Here is a 22,566-nt window from a genome sequence, read left to right as displayed (position 1 = left end):
AATAACTTATATTTAATTCATTAAGTGCTGCTTCCTTAACAGCACTGAATTACATAATTCGTTGTTGACTGCACGAAACGTAAAATATATCCTCAACGGATATGGTATGTTTTAGTGCCTGCTATTAATTATTAACATAAATCAACGTATTATGCCATTAAAAATTTCCACCTGGAATATAAAACATGCCAAAGATTTAATTAAAGAAAACCCATCTCAAATAATTGATGATCGCAAAAAACGTGTGCAAGAAACTATTGAATCTATTGATGCGGATATTCTTCTTATTGTAGAAGGCCCTAAAGGGGAGGCCGAGATCATTAAATTTTGTGACCGTGTACTTAATAACCAATGGGTACCGGTTTTACTTAAAGGAGATAATAATCAAATAGGTGATCGCGATCGCGATTATGGCAATCATATGGGCGGGACACAGTGGTTATGGTTTTTGGTAAAACCCAACGTTTTATCTCAATGTCGTTTGCAAGAAGCAGATGTATGGAAGGCATTTGTTAATACAGATCGGTGGAAAGTTAATTATTGGGGGAAAGTATTACCTGATGATCATAAGCATTATCGGCACCCTCAAGTATTGATTTATACTTTAGATAATGGTCAAGAAATTGAATGCATTGGTGTGCACCTTAAATCTAAGATAAACCTCAAAGGAATTACAAAAGATGCCAACGGAAATCTTACGGGTAGTTATCTTGAAACAGCATTAAAGGCAAGGGTAAAACTTGCTACTGAAGCAAGAAACATTAGACATTATGTAGAGGCAAAGTTTAATCAATTAGAATCGCCTGGTATTATTATACTTGGTGATTGTAATGATGGACCAGGTCACGACTTTTTTGAAACACAATACTTATTCTTTGATCTAATACAAAACTTACAAGGTGATGTAATGCTGGCAGAACGCTATTTTAATCATGCACTATTTGATTTTTCAGCGGATTTAAGATGGACTTCGCGCTTTAGGGATCCTATATTAAATATCCCAGCGAGTAGAAATCCATTACTTATAGATCATATATTAATGAGTCAACCCTTGTGCAATGGTAGTTTCCCTTTAAAAGTAAATGCTAAAGCTGGTATGGTAGAACATGAAATTTTTGAACGTGCAAATGCAGGATCTAATTCGAAAACCCGAACGAGTGATCATAGACCTGTGTCTTTGACCTTAACTGAAAATATAATAGTATAATTATTTTTCTCAATAAAGATTCATCTAAAATATAAAATACATATTATGAAAAATCAAAAAATCCTTATTCAATTACTTGTAATTCTAGCTCTACTAGGGTTTTTAGCGTGTTCTGGGTATTTATTTTATCTATCTTTTGAAATATTGGTAGATGGTAAATTACCAGATAATTACAGAGAAGAATTAAATTCTGCTTTAACATATGTTACAAGTGGTTTAACAGGTTTAGTAGGAGGTATTGTAGCTTCAGGATTTGGAGTTAAGCCTCCAGATTCGGGTAATGAAGTCGAAGAATCTTCGGTTAAAACTTTTGCATATAAATTGCAAAATTTAGGATCATATTCAATCTCTGACAATAAGCCTAATGAAAGTAAAGAAAAAATGGGATTTTTCTACGCATTAGCATATATTGTTGTTGGTATCGGTTCAATAGCACTTTGGATTATTTTAAATGAAAATGCTATGGAAAGTATCTCTAATATGGCAACTACATTTTTCGGAATGCTAATTCCAATTGTCGCTCAGTATTTCAATAGGTCTTAAAAACGTTATATATTTTATAGTTATAATAATAAAAACATGCCCAGTATTAGGTATGGTAAGCTGTAGTGTTAGCAATTAATTTTAACTATTAATTAAAACCAACCTATATTATGAAAAAATCAAGCATTTATTTGCATTAATTTTGATATGTAATATTGTATTGTACTGAATTTTGAGGAACTAAAAAATAATTTTTCAGTTACGATAGGGTTATAAAATTAAAAGGGAAATGAGTAACTTAGTTTAAATACTTTATTATGCAAAAGCAGCAAAATTTTTCAGCAAAAGCATGTAAAATGCTTAATGTAGACATACAGGATGTAAATAGACCATGGCTTACCAGTATAGAAACCTTGATGAAGTTGATAGGTGTTTTAGGGATGCTTTTACCCATTTTACTGTGGTTGTTTTTGTACCTCAATACAGGTCGTTTAGAAGAATTACCATCTATTAGTCATTATTTTTTTACGAGGTCTAATCCAGTATTTATTATTGTAGTAAGTCTTATGGCCATTTTTTTAATGATCTATAAACGTCATAAACCTATAGACTTCTTTTTATCATTTTTAGCAGGTTTTGCAGCGCTTCTTGTTTTACTTTTTCCAACAGATAGCATAGCAACAAGTTGTTGTAATGTATGTGATACACAGAGTATGACCTATATTAAAGAAAGTGGTTTTAGAGTTAAATTTCATTATATCAGTGCAGCGGTATTTTTAAGCATACTCAATTATATGTGCTTCTTTTTGTTTACTAAATCCGATCAATTAAAAGCTAATAGAACACCAGAAAAGAAAAAACGTAATCTAGTATATATTGTTTGCGGTTCATTGATGCTCATAGCGCTATTAATTATGTTTTCTTATTTTATAGATATTTTTCCAAAAGCTATTTATGAAAATAATAATCTCACCTTTTGGATGGAAACTCTTGCTGTAGAATCCTTTGGTTTCTCCTGGCTAGTTAAGGGTGGTTTTATTTTAAAAGATAAATAATTTATTGCCCTTGCCAACCCAAGGGCTTTTTTATCTTAGGTTATTATAATCGTCATTGAGAATTATATGGAGGTAACAATCTAAAAATAAATATTTTAATGCCTAAGCAAAATACTCTCTTAGATGCTATCCTAAAACTTATAGAAGCCATTCTAAATGCTTTGGGCTATAGAAGTGATAAAAAACGTACTTGGCATCAACATGTTGTACCTTATGAAAACGGTTGGGCTATACGACGCGAGGGCAATAAACGCATTACCTCAAAACATAGGAAGCAAAGTACTGCTATACGTAAGGCAAAAACCTTGGCTAAGCGTTATAAAGCAGATGTAATTATCCATCGTCAAAATGGAGGGATTAGAGATCGTATAAGCTATAAAGATTAGTTTTTATCTTTTGTGTTCAGGACTATTAAATCCTGCTTGGCATCCAGCTTTCCATTCATCTGGTTGATTTCCGTAAGCAGGTATTCCTCCATTATCCTTTAATAATCTTGCCAAGTGCAAACAATTCCATACTAGGAAAGTAGTATTTCGATTTGTAAAATCATTTTCAGGACCACCAGAACCTTCATCCATGTAAGAAGGACCAGGACCAGCTTCACCCATCCATCCTGCATCTGCTTGAGGTGGAACTGTATACCCTATGTGAGATAATGAAAATAAAATATTCATTGCACAATGTTTTACACCATCTTCATTTCCAGTGATTAAAGTAGCTCCAACTTTGTCGTAATCTCTATACTGGCCTTTTTTATTAAACTTATGGGTATACCCATACATTCTCTCTAGTGTACGGTTGCACACAGAGGATTTTTCTCCAAGCCAAACAGATGTACACAAAATTAAAATATCACATTCATCTATTTCTTTTTGAATAATTGGCCAATCGTCTTTGTCCCATTCAGGTGTTTTAGACATATCGAGACCTAATCCTGCAGGAATATCATAATCAACAGGTCTAATTATTTTTGTAGAAGCACCTACAGATTCAAAAATCATTTGTGCTTTTTTTATAAGCCCTTCAGTGTGTGATAGTACAGGTGTTCGATTTAAAGTACAATTAAGAAACAATACTTTTAGGTCATCATATTTAGCTGGTGGATTTTCGCAATGCTTTTCAATCATGCTTTTTAGTTGTTTGCTCATTTTATATTTTTCTTTGGATTATTTAAAATTATATGATTATGTATGAGCAGTAACTGGTTGTATATAACTGCTTTTCAGCTTACAATATACTTTAATTAAATGAATAGCTGTTTGAGGGTTAAACAGTAGTTATCTATGGGTTTCTTAATCTGTAACTTTTCGTATAATCCATTCTAACGGGCCAAGTTTTTTATAGTTTCTCCAAATTATGGCAAATAGAATACAAAATAAGCTAAATCCTAACGCATAGGCTACTGAAAATTCAATAGAGAACTTTCCTATTTTTGAAGAATTAATTACTTCTATTATTCCCATGCCAATAATAACATGCGCTACATAAAAAGTTAAAGCCAATTGCCCGGTTTCGGTTAAGGCCTTAATAATGATATTTTTTTCAAAACGTTTTGCCATTATAATACAAACAGAGATTGTGGTAAAGGCAATAGAAATTCCACTGAACATATAGACTGGTAATGGAGGCATTGGATTTGTTCCAAGAATTTCAGTCAGTATTTTTGCGGTATTTTGGTTTCCTTCAGATAAGAATGAAATAGATAAATTAGATAGAGTTTGAATGAAAATAAAGACTAGAATACTCACCGAAAATGTTTTCCTTATATACTTATCATTGTTCAGGTTTTGCTTTCCAAACCAATAACCAAATAGCATAAAAGCAGTCCAGGGAATTATTGGGTGAAAACCATTAAAAATGAGGTTTCTCATAAACCCTTTTATGGTCCAAAAATCTAGATATTCTAATGTGTTAAAATTCCAACCTGTTTCATAATTCCAAAATATTATAAGTATAGGAAAAGCAATAATGATAGAAATAGCAGATGTTAAAATGATTTTTTCACTGCTTGTTAATAGTAGTATTGTGATTACCATATAAAGACCATAGAAATGTAGAATATCTGCAGGCCAAATTGCCGTGTATGATATGCCTATTATAAACAAGAACAGGGCTCTTTTGGTGATTTTAGCTTTAATCTTTTTTAGTTTGGTTTGATCATTGTCTTTAATAGCTAAATTTGTCATTAGCGCTAACCCTAATCCCGCAAGTACAACAAAAGTTGCAGCTGCCTTTCCGTCAAAAACACTTGTAATTGATTTTATCCAACCAGATCCATTTTGGCCAAAAACCATTTTAAAGTTTACTATGATCATTCCGATTACAGCTAACGCTCTAGCTACATCGATTCCTATTATTCGTTTTTTCATTCTTTTTATTGAATGTTCATGTTATTTAAAAAGACGTAAAATTTTTATTAATGGTTGCTTCATCTTTTTAATATATGGAAATTTCCGAGTAGGTGAGAACCTGTTAATTAGTAGTATGCGTTATTAATAACAGGTTTTAATTGAGTAGCTAAATCATAGGGTACGCTTGATGAATAAGTTTTGAGTCTTATTCTTTTGGGTATCCATATCTTTCTAAGATATCTCCATATTCCTGAACAAAATCCGTATTCATTTTTGGAGTAAAATATTTTCTCCATTGACTAGCTTGAGGGTTTCTTATATGCTTATCATTTTTTCTGTTTTGTAACGCATATCTATTGGCAAAAAGCAGAAGTTTTTTTCTTTTAAAACCTTTGATTTGGAGATGATCTAGTATTTCAGAAAAAGCACCGACCTGATCAGAAATTATATCTTCATATCTAAAAGTTTTGATACGAGTATCTTTTGGCCATTGTCTCATACTTTCCAAATGATATTTTCTAAACTCTATCTCCTTCATTAAACCATCCGACTCATTTAATGTGCTTAAATATTCAGCAAAAGATTTACCTGAAGGCATGCCTGAAGGTACATGACCATTGATTGCGCTCCAATATTCTTCAGTAGGATCTTTAAATCGAAACCAAGGTTCTGCTCCTCTTTTATGATAAAAATACCCAGAGACAATAAGATCTCGAGGGTCTCTAACAAACCTGCTTATACGGAAATCCCCATTTATTTTGTCAATATTAGGGGCAAAATTATTAATAGAGCAAAGATAGTATTGGTTCATTGTATTATAAAACAGCCCTTGTATACTCTCAAAATGTTCGTATTGTTTTTTTCTTGAAAGCGCTAAAGTGTTTAGAGCATTATTGGCCGTTCTAAAGAAAAACATAGTAAGGCATTTGTGGTAAGCAGCGTGTATTCTAATCATTGCATTTTGTTTTAACATTACGCTAATTAGGAAATAACAATAAATAGATTTGTTATAAAAGTATTATCAGCATGGTTAGTGTGTTTATTTTTCATCTAAACCCAAATATTCATTTTAATTTTATTATTCGTTTTTAGATTTGATTTTTTCCTAATTTCAGCTTTGATAGGGAGTAGGTAAGTCCCTTTTTTAGAGTCAAACCAAATAGCAGTTTCCCATTTATGAGCATCAATTTGGGCATGAGCTTTCATTCTTCCCCAACCTTCTTCCTGCCATTTTAGATTTTTCCTTATTTCTTTTGATATAGTTTTTGGCAAGGAAACAAAATGCCAACCTCCCGAGGAGTTATGCTTCCATATTTTTGTTGAAAATTTATATTCAATTTTGCCTTCCATTTCTATGTTAATTGCAGTTAGCTTTTACCTTTTCTAATGCTTTAGGAAATGTGTTTTTCATAAAGTCAAGATGCTCATCAAGGATATCTATTTCAACAGTAAGTTTATTACTGTTTTTTTCTTTGGTAATTGTATATGTTTCTGTAGCACCAGACCATTTTCTTGTATCATCGTCAATGGGTTGTTCTTGTCCTTTTACCACATTTCCGATGTGTTTAAAACTCATAATTTTATTCGGAATATGTGTTTCAATAATACTATATATTCCACTTTTGTCTGGAGCCAGAAATAAAACTTTGCTTTTTTCTTTCCAATTATCTGTTACGGCATAAGAACCATCAAAAAATACACTAACCCAATCACGATAATAATCTGCACCCCATAATGCTCGCCATATCACATTTTTTTCAGCCTTGATATTGATCGAAAATTGTAATCTATGTATCATTTTTATTGTTGTTTTATAGACTACAATATACTTCAATTATATGAAAACGGTTTGAGTTGAGCATAAACTGTTATGTTCTATTAAGTGTTGTTTGTGGTATTTATTTATTCCAATTTTGAAGCCGATCTAGGTATAGATAGCTTTCTATAAATTCTTTGTGCTCAGTACTTGTCATTTTTTCTAATAAGTTAAGGGCAGAAATATAACTTGCTAAGTTTCCGTTTGAAGAACTGAATTTTCCGTCTTCAACAAAAGTTATCAGACTGTCATTCTGTACTTTTAGATTTGGGTAATCTTTTTGTAGTTGATTTCCGCCACCAATATACGTTACTATCTTATGTGCGTCGGCGATTCCGGATGCTCCTATGAGTTGTGCTCCGGCACAATTGCTTACGATGTATTTCGTCTCCTCATTTTTCCTTTTTATAAAATCTATCATTTTTTTATTATGTACTTGAGCGTACATATCATAACCACTGGGAACAAATAAGGCTGTTAATTTTGGACAGTTTTCAAATGTGTAATCTGGTACAAAATGCATACCCTCTTCTGTAGTAATTGGGTTTTTTGTTTCTGCTATTGCAATGACGTTAAAAAGTTGCTCCATATTTTGATTAGGTTTCCCAAAAACATCAGATGTAGCTATTACTTCTCCTTGTAAAACACCATTAAACATCAGAAGACCGATAGTAGGCAGCTCGGGTTTAAATAGTTTTAAGTGTTTTGTAAGCGTATCCGTTTTCTTTTCGTATTGAGGGATTATATCACTATTTGATGTGTGCTCATCCTTGTTAGAATTACAACTTATTAAAACAATTAGTACAATTATTTGTGTTAGTATTTTTTTCATTTTTTGGTCTTTTTAATTGGTCTTGTATTGATTTACGGTGTAATTTCCGGGAGTAAACCCAAATACTTTCATTAAGCGATTCCATGTATTGCTTTGAGCTATAGCAAGGGTTATATAGCAAATTTCCTGTTTAATAAAGTGCTTTAATAGTTTATTGAATATCTCATCTTTAAAAGGCTTGTGGTTAAGTTTGGTAAGTGTATCGGTTAGTCTCAATACAGCTTCTTCTTCCTCTGAAAAATAATGCGTTTCTTCCCAAACGCAAAGGGATGATAATCGCAACTCAATTTCCCCTAAATGTTTTAATTCTTTGTAATGCATATCTACACAATAGGCACAACCATTTAATTGAGCCGTTCTTAACCGAATTAATTCAATTAGACTTTTGCTGAGTGTTGTGTTTTCAATAGTAGTTTCTATTGTTCTTAAGTTCTCAAACATTCCGCCAGGAATATCTTGATAGGTAATACGTTCCATTAGTTTTGCTTTATAGATTTAGAGCAAAATTATTGGAGGAAGTTCTAAAAAAAATTAAACTGGTTTAAGAAAGTTGCTTCTTTTTTATCTCGCTCAAATATTCGGGTGTTAAACCAAGAAAACTTGCTAAAAGGTATTGTGGTACACGTTGTACAAATTCGGGGAAATTATCTTTAAACCTAAAAAACATTTCTTCTTTAGAAAGGCTGTTTATATATTTTAGGCGCAGTAATGCAGCACCATAAGCTCTTTGGTATATACATCTGAAATATTTCTCCATCTTAGGAAATCTATTTAACAGTTCTTGATATTTTAAAAAAGAAATCGATAAAACCTTTGAGTTTTCGACAGTTTCAATATAGAAATCGGATTGCTTTTGATTTTGAAAAGCTAAGAAGTCTGTTAACCACCAATTTTCCATGGCGAATTGCGATGTTTTTTTATTGCCTAGATGATCTATAAAGTATAATTGTAAGCATCCTTTTGCTACAAAAAATAGTTTATTACATCGTTTTCCGGCAAGAAGTAGTGTTTCCTTTTTACTGTAAGAATGACCGTCGAAAAAAGTCATGATCTCTGATAATTCTTCTTCAGAAAGGGTTACATAAGTTTTTATATGGTTTATTAAAGTACTTTCAGTCATTTATTCGTTTTATTCTGATTAATCAACTTAACCGCTATTTTTATATAGGTTGTTGTAGCCAGTTAAATTCTTAAAAAAGGCTTATTGCTTTTTTAAGAACGATATCATTTTGTTTTAAAATGTCATTTATACCTAGTTCTAGCATATAGTCTGGAATTACACCTCTGTCAGAAAAGTGAGAATTAAAAAAAGGATTTTTAATGCTCATCAGTGGTAAATTAATTTTCACTTGCGAATTTGGTAAATCTAAGGTAGGAACATAACCACTAACATTTCCGATACGACTTCCGCCAGTTTCCTCACCGACAAAAGTTGCTCTTTTATGAAATTGTAGTTGAGCTGCAAAATCAGAGGCAGCTGAAAATGTAAAAGCATTGATCAATACAACTAGTTTGCCTCCAAAGCGAGTTTTGAAAGGTAGAAATGTACCTAATGTAGGATATTCTTCCCATAAGAATTCGGTAGCGTCATAACTTCCTTTATCATTAGGTTTAAAACATTTAGGGTCAATATCCCAATGTTTACCATCTGGCAAAAATTTATAATCATTTTGAGAAAAAGTTACTTCACTGCTCATTGCAAACCCGTCATTTAATATGTATCTCAATAAGTACATCACATAAGAGTCTTCCCCACCATTATTATTTCTTAAGTCAATAATTAAATTAGAGATGTCATCTTTTTGAACAATATTCATAATGCTATCTATCTTTTGATAAAACTTTCCTTTCTGATAATAATGAGGATTAAACGAATTAATATCTATAATGGAGGTTGATTCTATGGTATCTATTCTTTTATAGGTTAGAGCCGTGGTTGATGCTTTATCTTTTGATTTTTTACTATTATATTCTAATTGGCTTAAACCACTTATAGAGGTTGTTATGATTTTTCCTTCTCTGGTTTTAAGTTTTAAAACGTATGTTGCTTTAGCTTTTCCAAGGGCAATCATTACTTTTGTAAAATAGATTTGATTTTGAAGTCGTCTGTATCTAACATTTTCTATATTCCCATCTCTGTGTAAATAAGGAATAATCTCATTGAAAAATGATGTTACATTTTGCCCGTTTATTTCCAATATTTCTGATCCAATTTCCACTTTATCATTTTTAAAAAAAACAGAAATTACATGTGGCTTATTGTTGATAAATATAAATTTTAAAGGAAATATTATGTTTCCTTCTATCTTATCTAAATCTGGAAGAAATACTTGAGCGTGACCGTCCCTTAATTCTGCAATAATGGGCATTACTATTCCTGCAAAGGCGTTTGCTGTTATTTGTTTGTTTGCCAAAACTTTCTTTTTTGCTAATACGAATTGACTATCTAAAGCCTCTTTAGAAGTAAATCGGTAAGGATCACCATGTGCTTTTTCTATCCATAACTTTAAGGTTTCTAAATCCTTTACTAAATAGTTTGATTCAATTTTAACATCATTAGATATTCCTTTTTGATTTGAGGATATTTGACCACAAGCTGAAAAGCTTAATAATATTATAAGACTTTTTAAAATTAGGGTTCTGGTAGTCATAAGTAGTTTGATTACTGTTTCAGTTTAAGTTATACCTTGCCAAGGTTTTATTTTAATTAGATGTAGTTATATTATTCTTTGTTAAGGATTATTGATATAGCTTCGTCCAAAGATTTAGCTTTATCTAGGTTAATATCGGGTAATACCCCAGAGCCTTGCCATCCTTCACCGTTTTCAATATCAAAACTCGTATAAATGGAATTAACGAAATAAAATCCATTAGATAATTTGAATGCATCAACCCTAAATCCTGCTCCAGCTGTTTTTTCGCCAATAATAAGAGCTCTTTTTTTAGCTTTGAGTAAATATACAAAAGCCTCACCAGCTGAAATAGTTTTTGAACTGGTTAAAACATATAATGGTTTTTTCAGAAATTTAGATTTTAGGTTATCTATTTTAGTATTATTTTCAGGATAAGAAATTTCACCCAATTCAGCTAAAGTTGCAATTAGCTCATTTTTTTTAAAGAAGTAAGATAATAAGTCGGCAACTGCCAAGCCATCACCACCACTAGAATACCTTATATCAATAATAACAGCCTTGGTGTCAAGAAGAGTTGAAAATGCATCTTTGGTGTCGTTAATGGTTTTTAGATTGGATACGAATCTTTCCAATTTAATGTAACCAATATTGTTTTCAAGAACTTTTGCGCTAATATTAGATAGTTTTAACGTTTCATCACCCAATGGTAAATTAAAATCTAATTCATCCTTAGTAATTCCAAATCTACTTTCTACTTCTAAAATTCTACTAGGAGGAATTATTTGTAAGTGCTTATCATTACTGATGTTGATTAAGTCTTTTGTTAATACATCTGCAAGTAAATCTCCTTGATTGATAGAGTTATATCTTCCATTGGCCATAAATTGATCTATTTCATTGGCAAGTATACTCCTTGACTTTTCAATGACATAGTTAGTTCTTAAATTTTCAGAAACATCAGCGATAATCTCTTTAACTTCTTTTATTGTTAACTTCTTTCGGAGATCATAATCTATGGGTTTATATGTTTTTTTAAGACCAGCTGCAGTAATTTCATTTACACTATTCAATCCTAAATTAACCTTTATCCATGACCCTTTTTTTTCTTTTGAATAAATAGAAATGAAATCTTCAGTTTCATAAGAAATAAGATACGGTGTTATGCCATCTACTCGACTAGAAATATCTTTTATCATAGATAAATGATCTTCCCACTCTTTGTTCTTATCGTAAGTCAATAAATAATTGTCATTTCTGGAATTGATATAAGAGAACCAGTCCTTTGCAAATTCACCCATTTTACTTTTTGGAAATTCAAAATTTAATTCACTATTGCCATTGAATTTATTACAGGCAGAATTTAAAATTATTACAATTATGAGTATTATAACTTTTTTCATAAAGTAGAAGATTTAATATTCAGACTAATATAAAAACTAAAAAAATAGTTATATAACTATTTTTTTAGTTTAACATAAATTTGTAAATTTTTGATTGTAGTTTGCAGAGAGGTTAAGTTGTAGCTAACGTGTTCGTGTATGGTTAGTTGCGGAAAATCAGTTAGGATTATCCGACGTAACCGAAAGATAGTGAATTGCAATGAATTCCGATTAGGAATTCAACCGCAATGCGCTATACACGTTGTTAGCCAACATTTTTGATTCCGATTCTGTCCTCAATCCAATAGTGAAAATAAATTACTAATCCGATTACAATGTGAAATCCAATTAATAATTGTCCAAGTAATTCAGCCGAGCCACTGGAATTCATTCCAAATATTCCAGAAACAATATGGTAGGCAGCTAATAAAAATAAACCAATATGGGATTTACTGTTTAAAACCCAAAATATTAAAATCAGTTGAATAGTCAGTCTTCCAATTTGAGATGGAAGTCTTTCAGTTCCAATTTTGTTATAAACCAATATAATTAAAATTAATTCAATTATGAGGGTCAGGATTATTGCTGAAATCAAAATAGGTCGTTCTTTCATTCAGTTAATTTTTTAGGAAAATCAGACACGAAATAATAGTCAAAATCAATATCACAATTGTTCCATAAATTATTAAGTTCAGCCACATTCCAACATTGTGAATTCCAGAAGCGAATCTATTTAATAAAGGCTCCGCCGAGAAAAACAGAATAGTTACCAAAATGATAAAAGTCAAAAAATGAATTCCAATGATTTTTCGTTTTCTCAAGGTTTTCTGAATGTTGGATAACGGTCTAGTGTATGATTTCGTTGCGTGTTTAAGCACTAAAATAGCAAATAAATCACAGATAGAAAGTCCGTGAGGACTTTCGTAAGTAGGCTCTAACTAGCAATGAATTATACACATTGTTGGCTGTAGTTTTTATTAATATGTTCTTATTACTTCAGCATAATTCCTGCACCAATTAATTATTTCTCCATTTTCATTAAATTCAAGATGATAGCTAATCCATAAATATTCGTGTGTCTCGTGAATATTCACGAAAATTCGTTCTGTTCCATCAATCTCTTTATTTGGTGCTGTGATATGCAGTCTTGGATAACTTCCTTTTCCTCTTTTTTTTACTTTAAACTTCTTTTTATCAAGTTTAGAAAAGTCCAATTCAAATCTATCTGAATCAATGTTCATTTGGGATTCGACATAATCTTTTAGAGGCTCAAATTGCTCATTACTTCTCCATTTTATTCCCAAACAGCTTGGGTTATTGAAAACAAAATAGTCAGGTTGAAAATCAAGTGCGTATGGATAAACTTTTACTTTCTTTTTAGTTGGAAAGGAATCGATTAGTGTTGATTGATAAAAGTCAAACGCAATCTGTTCATAAAATGGAAATTCAGTTTGCGAAATTCCAATTCCGCAATTGAGTAAGAAAATCAGAAGTATTATTTTTTTCAAATCTCTCCGTTTAAAATTCAATACCAATTTAATTCAGTTAGTTTATGTAAAAAAGGTCTAATGAGTAAACACTAATTTTCGTTTAGTTAACGGACTTTTAAATTACAGCCAACTAGTTTATAATAGCCAAAATATAAAAAAGTTACTTTTTAGACGACCATAGCGCACTAAAATGATAGCTTTTAATTTTCTAACTACCAATTGAGTATAAAAATAGTATTACTATATTTATGTCTAATTAGTATATATATGATAACTAAAGAAATTAGCAAGTTTTGTAAATTATTAGAAATAAAAGGCTATAGCCAAAATACAATAGACAATTATCAATCGCATTTAAAAACCTTTGCTAACTTGTTTCAATTCTCTAAATGGGCAGATTTAAGCGATAAAGAATTACTAAATAATGCATATCTGCAAATTACAAAAAAGAGCATGGCTTTTAGTACGCAAAGGCAATGTTTAAGTGCTCTCAATCTCTTCTACCAAGAGATGTATGATAGAACGATAAGATTTAAGGCCATTTCAGTAAAAAAAATGCCTGATAACTTACCTATAGTTTTATCATTAAGCGAAATGAAATTATTGTTAAATAGGACGGACAATATAAAGCATAGAGCTATGATGGCTTGTCTTTATGGCTTAGGACTGCGAAGTTCTGAGCTTTTAAATCTACAAATATCTGATATTGATGGCTCTAGAAATATTGTAATCATAAGAAACTCCAAAGGGAAAAAAGATAGAATTGTTATGCTTTCTAATAAACTAAAACTACAATTACGAAAATACTTTAAAGCATATAAACCTAAGATGTATTTATTTGAAGGACATAAAGGTGGGAAATATACACAAAGTAGTTTGCAGAAAGTCATTAAACAGGCAACCAAAAGAGTCAGTGTGAAAAAAAATATAACAGCTCATACACTGAGGCATAGCTTTGCAACACATTTATTAGAAAATGGAACAGATATTAGGATTATCCAAAAATTGCTTGGTCATAAAGACATAAAGACCACTCAAATTTATACGCGTGTGTCTTCTGCATTTATAGAAAATATAAAAAGCCCTTTGGACTTACTTTAATCTTCGGTTATTAAATAGTTATAAAGATTGGCGTTTAAGTCATTTAATATTTTAGGGATATCACTGACATAGGATTTAAACTTTTTTATCACTTTTCCTTTTTTAAAGAATATGTCCCCTTTTTTAAGATCAAATGCTTTCCAGCCCATATCGTATTTACTATTGGCTTTTAGTTGCACTTTTAAAGGTTTAAACTTGTATAATCCTTCCTCGAAGCTAATTTTTATGGTGTATTTGATATGAAAATAACGTTTGCCTTCATGCACTGCATTGTCTTTAATACCTGTAAATTGTATAGTGTTAGTTTTATTTTGGATTTCTAGATTATTAGACGTGCTTTTAATCCACTTGAGTGTTTTTTTATATAAGGTATTTTTTGGTATACTATCAATCGCAGCTATTATATATTCTGGCGCCAGGCCTTTTTCATTAAAATCAAATTTATCTTGACTAAAGCCTATTGTTGTAAATACTAATAATATAGAGACTATTGTAGACTTCATTTTCTGTTTGTTAATAAAAAAAGAGGGTAGAAGCCCTCTTTAAATAAATGATTATATAATAGCTATTCGGTTACTTCTTCCATAGTGTGATACACATTCTGTACATCATCATCTTCTTCTAGTTTTTCTATAAGCTTTTCTACATCTTCCATCTGTTCTGGTGACAACTTCTTAGTTACTTGCGGAATACGTTCAAAACCAGAGGATATAATTTCAATAGTATTATCTTCTAAATACTTTTGGATGCTTCCAAAACTTTCAAATGGCGCATATATCATTACGCTTGTAATCGTTTCACCAGCTTCGTTTTCGTCTGTATCTTCAAAGATTTCTTCTACACCAAAATCAATGAGTTCTAGCTCTAATTCTTCCAAATCTAAATCACCTCCTTGTATCTTAAAATTACACGTATGGTCAAACATAAAAACTACAGAACCAGAGGTGCCTAAACTTCCATCAGTTTTGTTAAAGTATGAGCGCACATTGGCAACCGTACGTGTATTATTATCAGTAGCAGTCTCAATAAGTACGGCTATACCATGCTGTGCATAGCCTTCAAAGATCACTTCTTTATAATCGCCTTGATTTTTATCACTGGCGCGCTTTATAGCACGTTCTATATTGTCTTTTGGCATGTTTACAGATTTGGCATTCTGTATTACTGCTCTTAGACGTGAGTTACTATCTGGATCTGGGCCACCTTCTTTTACAGCCATTACAATATCTTTACCTATACGTGTAAAGGCCTTACTCATTGCTGACCAGCGTTTCATTTTTCTTGCTTTTCTAAACTCAAAAGCTCTTCCCATAGTGATTGTAATTTAATTTGGGTAAATGTAATTAAATAAGTGTTTTTATAAAAGTCTATTCATCAGCTTCAACAATAGCTTCTATAGCTTCTGCTAATTTAAAATCTTTGTTTGTGACACCACCAGCATCGTGTGTAGATAATGAAATTTTTAAAACATTATAAACATTGCTCCAGTTAGGGTGATGGTTTTGTGCCTCACACTCAAATGCTATTCGACTCATAGCACTGAAGCAGTCTTTAAAATTATCGAACTCAATTTCTACATGTATGGCACCATCGTAATACTCCCATTCAGGAAAATGAAGTAATTTTTTCTCTATAGTTGATTCGTCTAGTTTCATAAAATAGTTTTGATACGTTTAAAATTAAAGAAATCCTAAGAAGAGCGCAAGTAAAAAGTCTATTTTGAAGCACTGACCTCAATTGCCATCATCTCTTTAACTATTAAGGGAAATTACTTCTCAAGTTCTTCTAAAACTTTACGACTTGTGATTTGAAGATGTTTAGGTAGTTTATTGTACTTTGGTAATACGGCTAAATAACGATCGTCATTAGTTGTAAACACATGTTTTAATTTTACCTTTTTTGTTGTAATAATTGTAAGAATGTCTTTTACAAATTCATCGTGGTGCACCAAATCTGTACTTCCAAGGTGGAAGATGCCGTGTTTATTGCGATTGATAATGTAATGTACCTGTTGCGTTACTTTTTTATCTAGTGTCACATTCATGATGAGATTAGGGAAAATCTCAACGGATTGCTGGTCTAAAATCAATTGTTTCATTTCCTGAATCCTTGGGCAGTTTGCGCCAAAGACCATTGGTAATCTTAAAATAGTAACTTGTTTTTTTGGTAAACGCAAAAGCATGTTTTCTATCTTAATCTTAAAATGACCATAGATGCTATGGCTTAGGGTTTTGTCTAGCTCATAGCTTGGGTATTTGCTATAAGCATCAAAGGCATTAGCAGAGGATAGGAATATAATTTTTGAACCAAACTCTAAAGCATATTCTGCAATGTGCTGATGTGCTATAGTTTGTGCATTAAAATCTCCTCGTAACGCAGAGATAATGATGGAGGGTTTGCAAACTTGGAGTATTTCATATACATCATCTTCTTCTACATTATATTGAAAAAACTGTTGGTTAGTTTCAAATTCTTTTTTAGGTGTGCGGTAGGTGCCGTAAGTTCTAAAATAGGGTCCTAATTCTTTATAAATGGCATTGCCAATGTAACCGCTGGCTCCAATAATAAGTATACGATGTTTGTGTAGCTCCTTCTTCATTAATCAATCTGCCCTTTTATATTTTACCCTTTATAGAAAGGTAACTTTACAACGGTTGCTGGTATCGCTTTTTTTCTAACTTGAATATTAATTTTACTATCTACTTTAGAAAACACTTTAGGTACATATCCCAGACCAATACCAATTCCTAAACTAGGACTCATAGTGCCAGAGGTAACATTTCCAATGGTTTTTCCGCTATTATCTACGATGTCGTAACCCTGTCTTGGAATTCCTCTGTCGTCTAATTTAAAGGCTACTAATTTGCGTTCTGGTGTGTGTTCCTTCTCTGCTTGTAAAGCTTCACTATTGGTAAATGCTTTATTGAACTTGCATACCCAACCCAAACCAGCCTCAATTGGTGATGTGGTATCATCAATATCATTACCATACAAACAGTATCCCATTTCTAAACGTAATGTGTCCCTTGCTGCCAATCCAATTGGTTTAATTCCAAAATCTGCTCCAGCTTCTAATACCTTATCCCAAACTTGTTTTACTTCGGAGTTTTTACAATAGATTTCAAAACCTCCACTACCAGTATAACCTGTAGCCGAAATAATAACATGCTCTATACCTGCAAAATCACCAACTACAAAATTATAGAACTTAATTGTTGATAAATCATGGCTAGATAGTGATTGCATAGCTTCAACGGCTTTTGGGCCTTGTATTGCTAATAGCGAATAGTCTTCACTTAAATCACGCATTTCTGCTCCTACATCGTTCTTAGAAGATATCCAGTTCCAATCTTTTTCTATGTTACTTGCATTAACAACTAATAAATAAGTTTCATCTTTTACTTTGTATATGATTAAATCGTCTACAATACCACCATCATCATTTGGTAAACAACTGTACTGTGCTTTTCCTATTTCTAATTTAGAAGCATCGTTGCTTGATACTTTCTGAATTAAAGCAAGCGCATTAGGCCCTTCTATTAAAAATTCACCCATATGTGATACATCAAAAACCCCAACAGCTTTTCGTACGGTTTCGTGTTCTATATTAACACCTTCGTATTGTACAGGCATATTATAGCCAGCAAAAGGAACCATTTTTGCACCAAGTGCTTCGTGAGTAGAGGATAATGCTGTATTCTTCATGGAATAGGATTTTCGATTTATGATGTGCAAAATTAAACAAATTTATAGCTTATAGCCATAAAAAAGCCACCTAGTTTTAGGTGGCTTTTAAGGATTTTTTATTTTTTTAAAATTGATATCGAATACCCAAAGCTATATCAAAATCCAGATCATCTCTAAAATCACCAAAACCAAGTTCAGGTCTAAAATCTAAAGACAAAATCAGTGGTATATCAAAATTGTATTCAATACCTACATCTCCAGCAACAAAGAAAAAGGTTTCATCGTCAAAATCATTGTCATCAAAACTATAAGACCCAAAACCTCCACCAGCACCAGCATACCAGTTAAAATTACCGTCTAGTTCCCAAACCCATTGGTAAATACCAGTTAATTTAAAACCATCATAGTTATTTCCACTTCGCCAACCCAAATCGACTTCTAATCTATTGTTGTCTCCAAGTGCACGTTGGTACGAAATTTCGGCACCAAAACCGTCACTGTCACCAAGTCTAAGGCCAATAGCATTATCAGCTATTTCTTGTGCATTCATAAAAGCAAATCCTGCAAAAACTGCAAATGTTGTTAAAATTAGTTTTTTCATAATTATATCGTTTTTTATTGATTTCATTAATCTTTACAAAAATAACGCCAAAACCAATTTTATATTAGAATTCTTTATAGTTTTATAAACATAATTATTGACTTAAATGAGTAAAACCACAGCATTAAAACTTTTAAGATCTAAACTTGAGGGTGAGTTTTATTTTGATGACTTAATGCTTAAGCTCTATGCTACTGATGCTTCCGTATATAGAATAATTCCTATGGCAGTAGCTTTTCCTAAGCATATTAATGATATAAGGTTATTAATTGATTTTGCTAATAAAAATGATACCTCATTAATTCCCAGAACAGCAGGCACATCTCTGGCGGGGCAGGTTGTTGGAAAAGGAATAGTGGTCGATGTTTCAAAACATTTCACTAAGGTTTTAAGTATTGATGAAGTTAAAAAAACCGTTACCGTGCAACCAGGTGTGGTACGTGATGAACTCAACAATTATCTAAAACCTTTTGGTTTGTTTTTTGGGCCAAATACATCAACATCTAATCGTTGTATGATCGGTGGTATGGTTGGTAATAATTCTTCAGGAACGACCTCGATCCGGTATGGTGTAACGAGAGATAAAGTAATTAGTTTAAAAACACTTCTAAGTGATGGAAGTGAAGTTGAGTTTACTAGCTTAACTAAAGATGAATTTAAAAAGAAATTAAAACCAGATACCCTTGAGGGTAATATATACCGAACAATTTTTGAAGCACTAAAACCTGAAACAGTTCAAAAGCAAATAAGAGCTAACTTTCCGAAGCCTGAGATTCATCGCAGAAATACAGGATATGCAATAGATGAACTGTTAAATTCTGAGGTGTTTTCTGATTCTAATCTAGGTTTTAATATGTGTCGATTGCTTACAGGAAGTGAAGGCACCTTAGCATTTACTACAGAAATAACTTTGCAATTAGAGGAGTTGCCACCTTCTAAAAATGCTATGGTTGCGTTGCATTTTGAGAGTATTGAAAACTGTATGAAAGCTTTACAACCTTTGATGCAGCATAATCTCTATACTTGCGAAATGATGGATGATACCATCTTAAATCTTACCAGACATAATAAGACACAGCAAGAAAACAGAACTTTTATTGAAGGAAACCCTGTTGCAATTTTAATGTGCGAGTTAAAAGCTGATACTCAAGAAGCACTTAAGATAGAGGTAGATAACTTTTTAAATACAGTTAATACACTTAATATTAGTTATGCAGACCCTGTATTACAAGGCGATGAAATTAATAAAGCTATAGAATTACGTAAAGCCGGATTAGGGTTATTAGGTAATATGGTTGGAGATAAAAAAGCTGTAGCTTGTATTGAGGATACTGCTGTAGCCTTAGGTGATTTAGATAATTATATAGCAGAGTTTACGGAGTTGATGCAATCTTATAATCAAAACGCTGTATACTACGCACATGCAGGTGCAGGTGAATTGCATTTAAGACCTATCCTTAATCTTAAGGATGTTAATGATGTAGAGCTATTTAGAAGTATCACTATAGATGTTGCAAAATTGGTAAAGAAATACCAAGGTTCTATGTCTGGTGAACATGGTGATGGAATTGTTAGAGCAGAGTTTATTCCTTTAATGATTGGTGAGAGTAATTATCAAATTCTAAAACACATTAAATCAGCGTTTGATATAAATAACATATTTAATCCAGGTAAAATTGTAGATGCTTTACCAATGGATAAGAATTTGCGTTATAAAACTGATAGAGAAGAACCTTATATAGAAACAATTCTAGACTTCTCAAACTCACAAGGTATACTTAGGGAAGCAGAAAAATGTAATGGCTCTGGTGATTGCAGAAAATTGCCAGAATTTGGTGGTACGATGTGCCCTAGCTATAGAGCAACACGTAATGAAAAGGATACAACCAGAGCTAGAGCTAATGCTTTACGTGAGTTTTTAACCAATTCAGAAAAAGTAAACCGGTTTGATCATCAGGAGCTTAAAGATGTTTTTGATTTATGTCTAAGCTGTAAAGCTTGTGCTAGTGAATGCCCAAGTAGTGTAGATGTGGCAAGTCTAAAAGCAGAGTTTCAGTACCAATACCAAAAAGCTAATGGTTTTAAGTTTAAAGATAAATTCTTTGCCAATTCTACGAAGTACAATAAAAGAGCCTCTCGCGCTCCAGGTTTTTATAATGCTTTATTTCAAACTAAATTTTTGTCTGGTTTTATGAAGATTATTTTAGGTATACATCCTAAGCGAAGCTTTCCAAAAATAACTAAGCCAGCTAGTTTTATTGAAAAAAAATCTGATGTATCAAATCCTATAAAAACAGTGTATTTGTTTATAGATGAATTTACAAATTACCTTGAGTCTAATATAGCAATTGATACTGAAGTTTTACTTGAGTCTTTAAATTATAAAGTATTATTTATTAGTCATTTAGAAAGCGGAAGAAGTTTTTTGTCAAAAGGGTTTTTAGAAGAAGCAAAAGTCATTGCTAATAAAAATATTGACTACTTTAAGGATGTTATAAATGAAGACTTTTGTTTAGTAGGAATAGAACCTTCTGCTATATTAACTTTTAAGGATGAATACCTAAAATTGGCAGATGATAAGGTTGCTGTAAAATCAATTGCAAAGCATACCTATTTAATTGAAGAATTTATTCAGCAAGAAATAAAGTTAGGTAATATTGGTTCAGAACAGTTTACTAATGACACTAAAACCATAAAATTCCATGGGCATTGTCACCAAAAAGCATTGGCAAATCAGAAATCGAGCTTTGATGTGTTAAATCTCCCAAAAAATTATAAAGTGTCTATTATTCCTAGTGGTTGCTGTGGTATGGCAGGAAGTTTTGGTTACGAAAAGGCGCATTATGATATAAGTATGCAAATAGGTGAGCAGACCTTATTTCCTGCTGTAAGAAAAGCTTCTGAGGATACTATCATTGCTGCTAATGGTACAAGTTGTAGACATCAAATTAAAGATGGTACTGGTAAAATAGCCAAGCATCCAATTACCATTTTAAAAGAAGCTTTAATTTAACTGCTCTATTTTTTCTTTTATAGCTTCTGCTAGTATTAGTGCTGCTTTGGGATGTTTTCTAAACCATAACTCTGGCTCAATTAATTCTAGTTCAGCTAATGCAATCTTACTCATATTATCGTTAAAAATATCGACTCTGGCATATAATGGTAATTCTGCGCAAGCATTTACGGTATTTACAGCAAATTCTATTTCTGCTTCTGTAGGTGAATAATCATGAACGCTTCCTCCAAAATCATCCTGAACTCTAAAGTCTCCAGCCTTTGCCTTTTTGAGAATAGCATGTGTAAATTGGCCGTTAAAAACCATTATAGATACTTCTCCTTCAGATATAATACGATGCTGAAAGGGTTGAAGCATCATGGTTTCTTCAGCAATTAGGTCTTTAAAAATAGTTTCGTGTTTAGCAATAGTCTCTAAGTTAAGTTTATAGGTATGTCTTGCCGATCCAGATACACAAGGCTTTAACACTGTTTCCTTCCAACCTGTATCGTTATGTAAATCTTTTAAGCTTTTAGGTGAGCCACGTTCAATAAATAGCGTCTCAGCTATATGAACATTGTTTTGCTGCAAATCCAATAGATAGTGCTTGTCAATATTCCAACGTATTAGAGCTTCAGAATTAATAAGTGTAGTTACTTTAGATACTTTATTTAACCAAGTAGAAAATTTACCAAAGTTGTCAAAATAATCCCAAGTGGTTCTAAAAAGTACAGCTTTGGTAGAGGACCAATCAAAATAAGGATTATTCCATGCCAAACGAACTACGTTTAAACCTAATTGACCAAGAGTATTAGCTACAAGTGCATCTTCGGTGATGACATTTTTTGTGTAGTCATCTATTACGGCTGGATTAGCGTGTTTATGATCTGTGAGTATAACAATATCGTATGTTTTCATCTGTTGATATTTGTATTA

The 22,566-nt window shown here is 32.0% G+C and carries 25 protein-coding genes; 6 read left to right on the top strand and 19 right to left on the bottom strand.

Annotated features, from left to right (window positions below):
* Positions 1 to 151: 151 nt before the first annotated feature.
* The 4 genes from Q0912_RS08870 to Q0912_RS08855 all read left to right on the top strand — a co-directional run bounded on the left by Q0912_RS08870 (position 152) and on the right by Q0912_RS08855 (position 3,131).
* Positions 152 to 1,207: a hypothetical protein gene (locus Q0912_RS08870; RefSeq protein ID WP_299114185.1), complete on the top strand. Its 1,056-nt coding sequence runs from the start codon at positions 152 to 154 to the stop codon at positions 1,205 to 1,207.
* A 45-nt stretch (positions 1,208 to 1,252) separates the two neighbouring features.
* Entirely contained in the window at positions 1,253 to 1,750 is a 498-nt protein-coding gene (locus Q0912_RS08865; protein ID WP_299114183.1) for a hypothetical protein, read from the top strand.
* 257 nt (positions 1,751 to 2,007) lie between these two features.
* A complete protein-coding gene (locus Q0912_RS08860; RefSeq protein WP_299114181.1) occupies positions 2,008 to 2,745 on the top strand; it encodes a hypothetical protein in 738 nt (245 codons plus the stop codon).
* 98 nt (positions 2,746 to 2,843) lie between these two features.
* The gene (locus Q0912_RS08855) at positions 2,844 to 3,131 is read left to right on the top strand and encodes a DUF2188 domain-containing protein (RefSeq protein ID WP_299114179.1); all 288 of its coding nucleotides are present in this window, start codon (positions 2,844 to 2,846) and stop codon (positions 3,129 to 3,131) included.
* Between the two features lie 3 nt (positions 3,132 to 3,134).
* Here Q0912_RS08855 and Q0912_RS08850 read toward each other — a convergent pair whose 3' ends face one another.
* From Q0912_RS08850 to Q0912_RS08795, 12 genes are all read right to left on the bottom strand, one after another.
* Complete coding sequence (locus tag Q0912_RS08850) at positions 3,135 to 3,893, bottom strand: flavodoxin family protein (protein WP_299114177.1); 759 nt, start codon at positions 3,891 to 3,893, stop codon at positions 3,135 to 3,137.
* Between the two features lie 144 nt (positions 3,894 to 4,037).
* A complete protein-coding gene (locus Q0912_RS08845; protein ID WP_299114175.1) occupies positions 4,038 to 5,114 on the bottom strand; it encodes a DUF418 domain-containing protein in 1,077 nt (358 codons plus the stop codon).
* A 187-nt stretch (positions 5,115 to 5,301) separates the two neighbouring features.
* Positions 5,302 to 6,051 (bottom strand): sulfotransferase domain-containing protein, encoded by a 750-nt coding sequence (locus Q0912_RS08840; protein WP_299114173.1) that lies wholly within the window; start codon positions 6,049 to 6,051, stop codon positions 5,302 to 5,304.
* A gap of 95 nt (positions 6,052 to 6,146) precedes the next feature.
* Positions 6,147 to 6,446, bottom strand: a complete 300-nt coding sequence (locus Q0912_RS08835) for a DUF1905 domain-containing protein (RefSeq protein ID WP_299114171.1) — start codon at positions 6,444 to 6,446, stop codon at positions 6,147 to 6,149.
* Between the two features lie 7 nt (positions 6,447 to 6,453).
* Positions 6,454 to 6,894, bottom strand: a complete 441-nt coding sequence (locus Q0912_RS08830) for a hypothetical protein (RefSeq protein ID WP_299114169.1) — start codon at positions 6,892 to 6,894, stop codon at positions 6,454 to 6,456.
* 100 nt (positions 6,895 to 6,994) lie between these two features.
* Complete coding sequence (locus tag Q0912_RS08825) at positions 6,995 to 7,744, bottom strand: DJ-1/PfpI family protein (RefSeq protein ID WP_299114167.1); 750 nt, start codon at positions 7,742 to 7,744, stop codon at positions 6,995 to 6,997.
* Between the two features lie 12 nt (positions 7,745 to 7,756).
* On the bottom strand, positions 7,757 to 8,221 hold the full coding sequence (locus tag Q0912_RS08820) for a carboxymuconolactone decarboxylase family protein (protein WP_299114165.1): 465 nt from the start codon (positions 8,219 to 8,221) through the stop codon (positions 7,757 to 7,759).
* 64 nt (positions 8,222 to 8,285) lie between these two features.
* Positions 8,286 to 8,864: a Crp/Fnr family transcriptional regulator gene (locus tag Q0912_RS08815; protein WP_299114163.1), complete on the bottom strand. Its 579-nt coding sequence runs from the start codon at positions 8,862 to 8,864 to the stop codon at positions 8,286 to 8,288.
* Between the two features lie 70 nt (positions 8,865 to 8,934).
* Positions 8,935 to 10,395, bottom strand: a complete 1,461-nt coding sequence (locus tag Q0912_RS08810; RefSeq protein WP_299114161.1) for a S41 family peptidase — start codon at positions 10,393 to 10,395, stop codon at positions 8,935 to 8,937.
* Between the two features lie 71 nt (positions 10,396 to 10,466).
* Positions 10,467 to 11,777, bottom strand: a complete 1,311-nt coding sequence (locus Q0912_RS08805) for a S41 family peptidase (protein WP_299114158.1) — start codon at positions 11,775 to 11,777, stop codon at positions 10,467 to 10,469.
* Positions 11,778 to 12,021: 244 nt separating this feature from the next.
* Positions 12,022 to 12,369, bottom strand: a complete 348-nt coding sequence (locus Q0912_RS08800; RefSeq protein WP_299114156.1) for a hypothetical protein — start codon at positions 12,367 to 12,369, stop codon at positions 12,022 to 12,024.
* A 364-nt stretch (positions 12,370 to 12,733) separates the two neighbouring features.
* A complete protein-coding gene (locus Q0912_RS08795; RefSeq protein WP_299114152.1) occupies positions 12,734 to 13,264 on the bottom strand; it encodes a hypothetical protein in 531 nt (176 codons plus the stop codon).
* Positions 13,265 to 13,513: 249 nt separating this feature from the next.
* On the opposite strand from Q0912_RS08795, the gene xerA reads away from it, so the two are divergent.
* The gene (gene xerA / locus Q0912_RS08790) at positions 13,514 to 14,347 is read left to right on the top strand and encodes a site-specific tyrosine recombinase/integron integrase (protein ID WP_299114150.1); all 834 of its coding nucleotides are present in this window, start codon (positions 13,514 to 13,516) and stop codon (positions 14,345 to 14,347) included.
* On the opposite strand, the gene Q0912_RS08785 is transcribed toward xerA, so the two are convergent.
* The 6 genes from Q0912_RS08785 to Q0912_RS08760 form a co-directional block, all read right to left on the bottom strand.
* Positions 14,344 to 14,850, bottom strand: a complete 507-nt coding sequence (locus Q0912_RS08785; RefSeq protein ID WP_299114149.1) for a hypothetical protein — start codon at positions 14,848 to 14,850, stop codon at positions 14,344 to 14,346. The genes xerA and Q0912_RS08785 overlap by 4 nt on opposite strands.
* A 62-nt stretch (positions 14,851 to 14,912) precedes the next feature.
* A complete protein-coding gene (locus Q0912_RS08780; protein WP_299114147.1) occupies positions 14,913 to 15,659 on the bottom strand; it encodes a YebC/PmpR family DNA-binding transcriptional regulator in 747 nt (248 codons plus the stop codon).
* Between the two features lie 55 nt (positions 15,660 to 15,714).
* A complete protein-coding gene (locus Q0912_RS08775; RefSeq protein WP_299114145.1) occupies positions 15,715 to 16,002 on the bottom strand; it encodes a 4a-hydroxytetrahydrobiopterin dehydratase in 288 nt (95 codons plus the stop codon).
* Positions 16,003 to 16,115: 113 nt separating this feature from the next.
* Positions 16,116 to 16,946: a sugar nucleotide-binding protein gene (locus tag Q0912_RS08770; protein ID WP_299114143.1), complete on the bottom strand. Its 831-nt coding sequence runs from the start codon at positions 16,944 to 16,946 to the stop codon at positions 16,116 to 16,118.
* A gap of 23 nt (positions 16,947 to 16,969) precedes the next feature.
* A complete protein-coding gene (gene gcvT / locus Q0912_RS08765) occupies positions 16,970 to 18,052 on the bottom strand; it encodes a glycine cleavage system aminomethyltransferase GcvT (RefSeq protein WP_299114141.1) in 1,083 nt (360 codons plus the stop codon).
* 106 nt (positions 18,053 to 18,158) lie between these two features.
* Positions 18,159 to 18,635: a hypothetical protein gene (locus Q0912_RS08760; RefSeq protein ID WP_299114139.1), complete on the bottom strand. Its 477-nt coding sequence runs from the start codon at positions 18,633 to 18,635 to the stop codon at positions 18,159 to 18,161.
* A gap of 106 nt (positions 18,636 to 18,741) precedes the next feature.
* Here Q0912_RS08760 and Q0912_RS08755 point away from each other — a divergent pair, with 106 nt between their 5' ends.
* Positions 18,742 to 21,648 carry an FAD-binding and (Fe-S)-binding domain-containing protein gene (locus Q0912_RS08755; RefSeq protein WP_299114137.1) on the top strand — a complete coding sequence of 969 codons (2,907 nt, stop codon included), beginning with the start codon at positions 18,742 to 18,744 and terminating at the stop codon, positions 21,646 to 21,648.
* Here Q0912_RS08755 and Q0912_RS08750 read toward each other — a convergent pair.
* On the bottom strand, positions 21,640 to 22,548 hold the full coding sequence (locus tag Q0912_RS08750) for a hypothetical protein (RefSeq protein WP_299114135.1): 909 nt from the start codon (positions 22,546 to 22,548) through the stop codon (positions 21,640 to 21,642). The two genes, Q0912_RS08755 and Q0912_RS08750, sit on opposite strands and share 9 nt — an antisense overlap.
* Between the last annotated feature and the right edge of the window lie 18 nt (positions 22,549 to 22,566).

Origin of the sequence: uncultured Winogradskyella sp. (assembly GCF_947498345.1) — a bacterium.
In the GTDB taxonomy this organism is placed as follows: Bacteria; Bacteroidota; Bacteroidia; order Flavobacteriales; family Flavobacteriaceae; genus Winogradskyella.
This window is presented reverse-complemented; position numbering and strand designations above follow the sequence as displayed.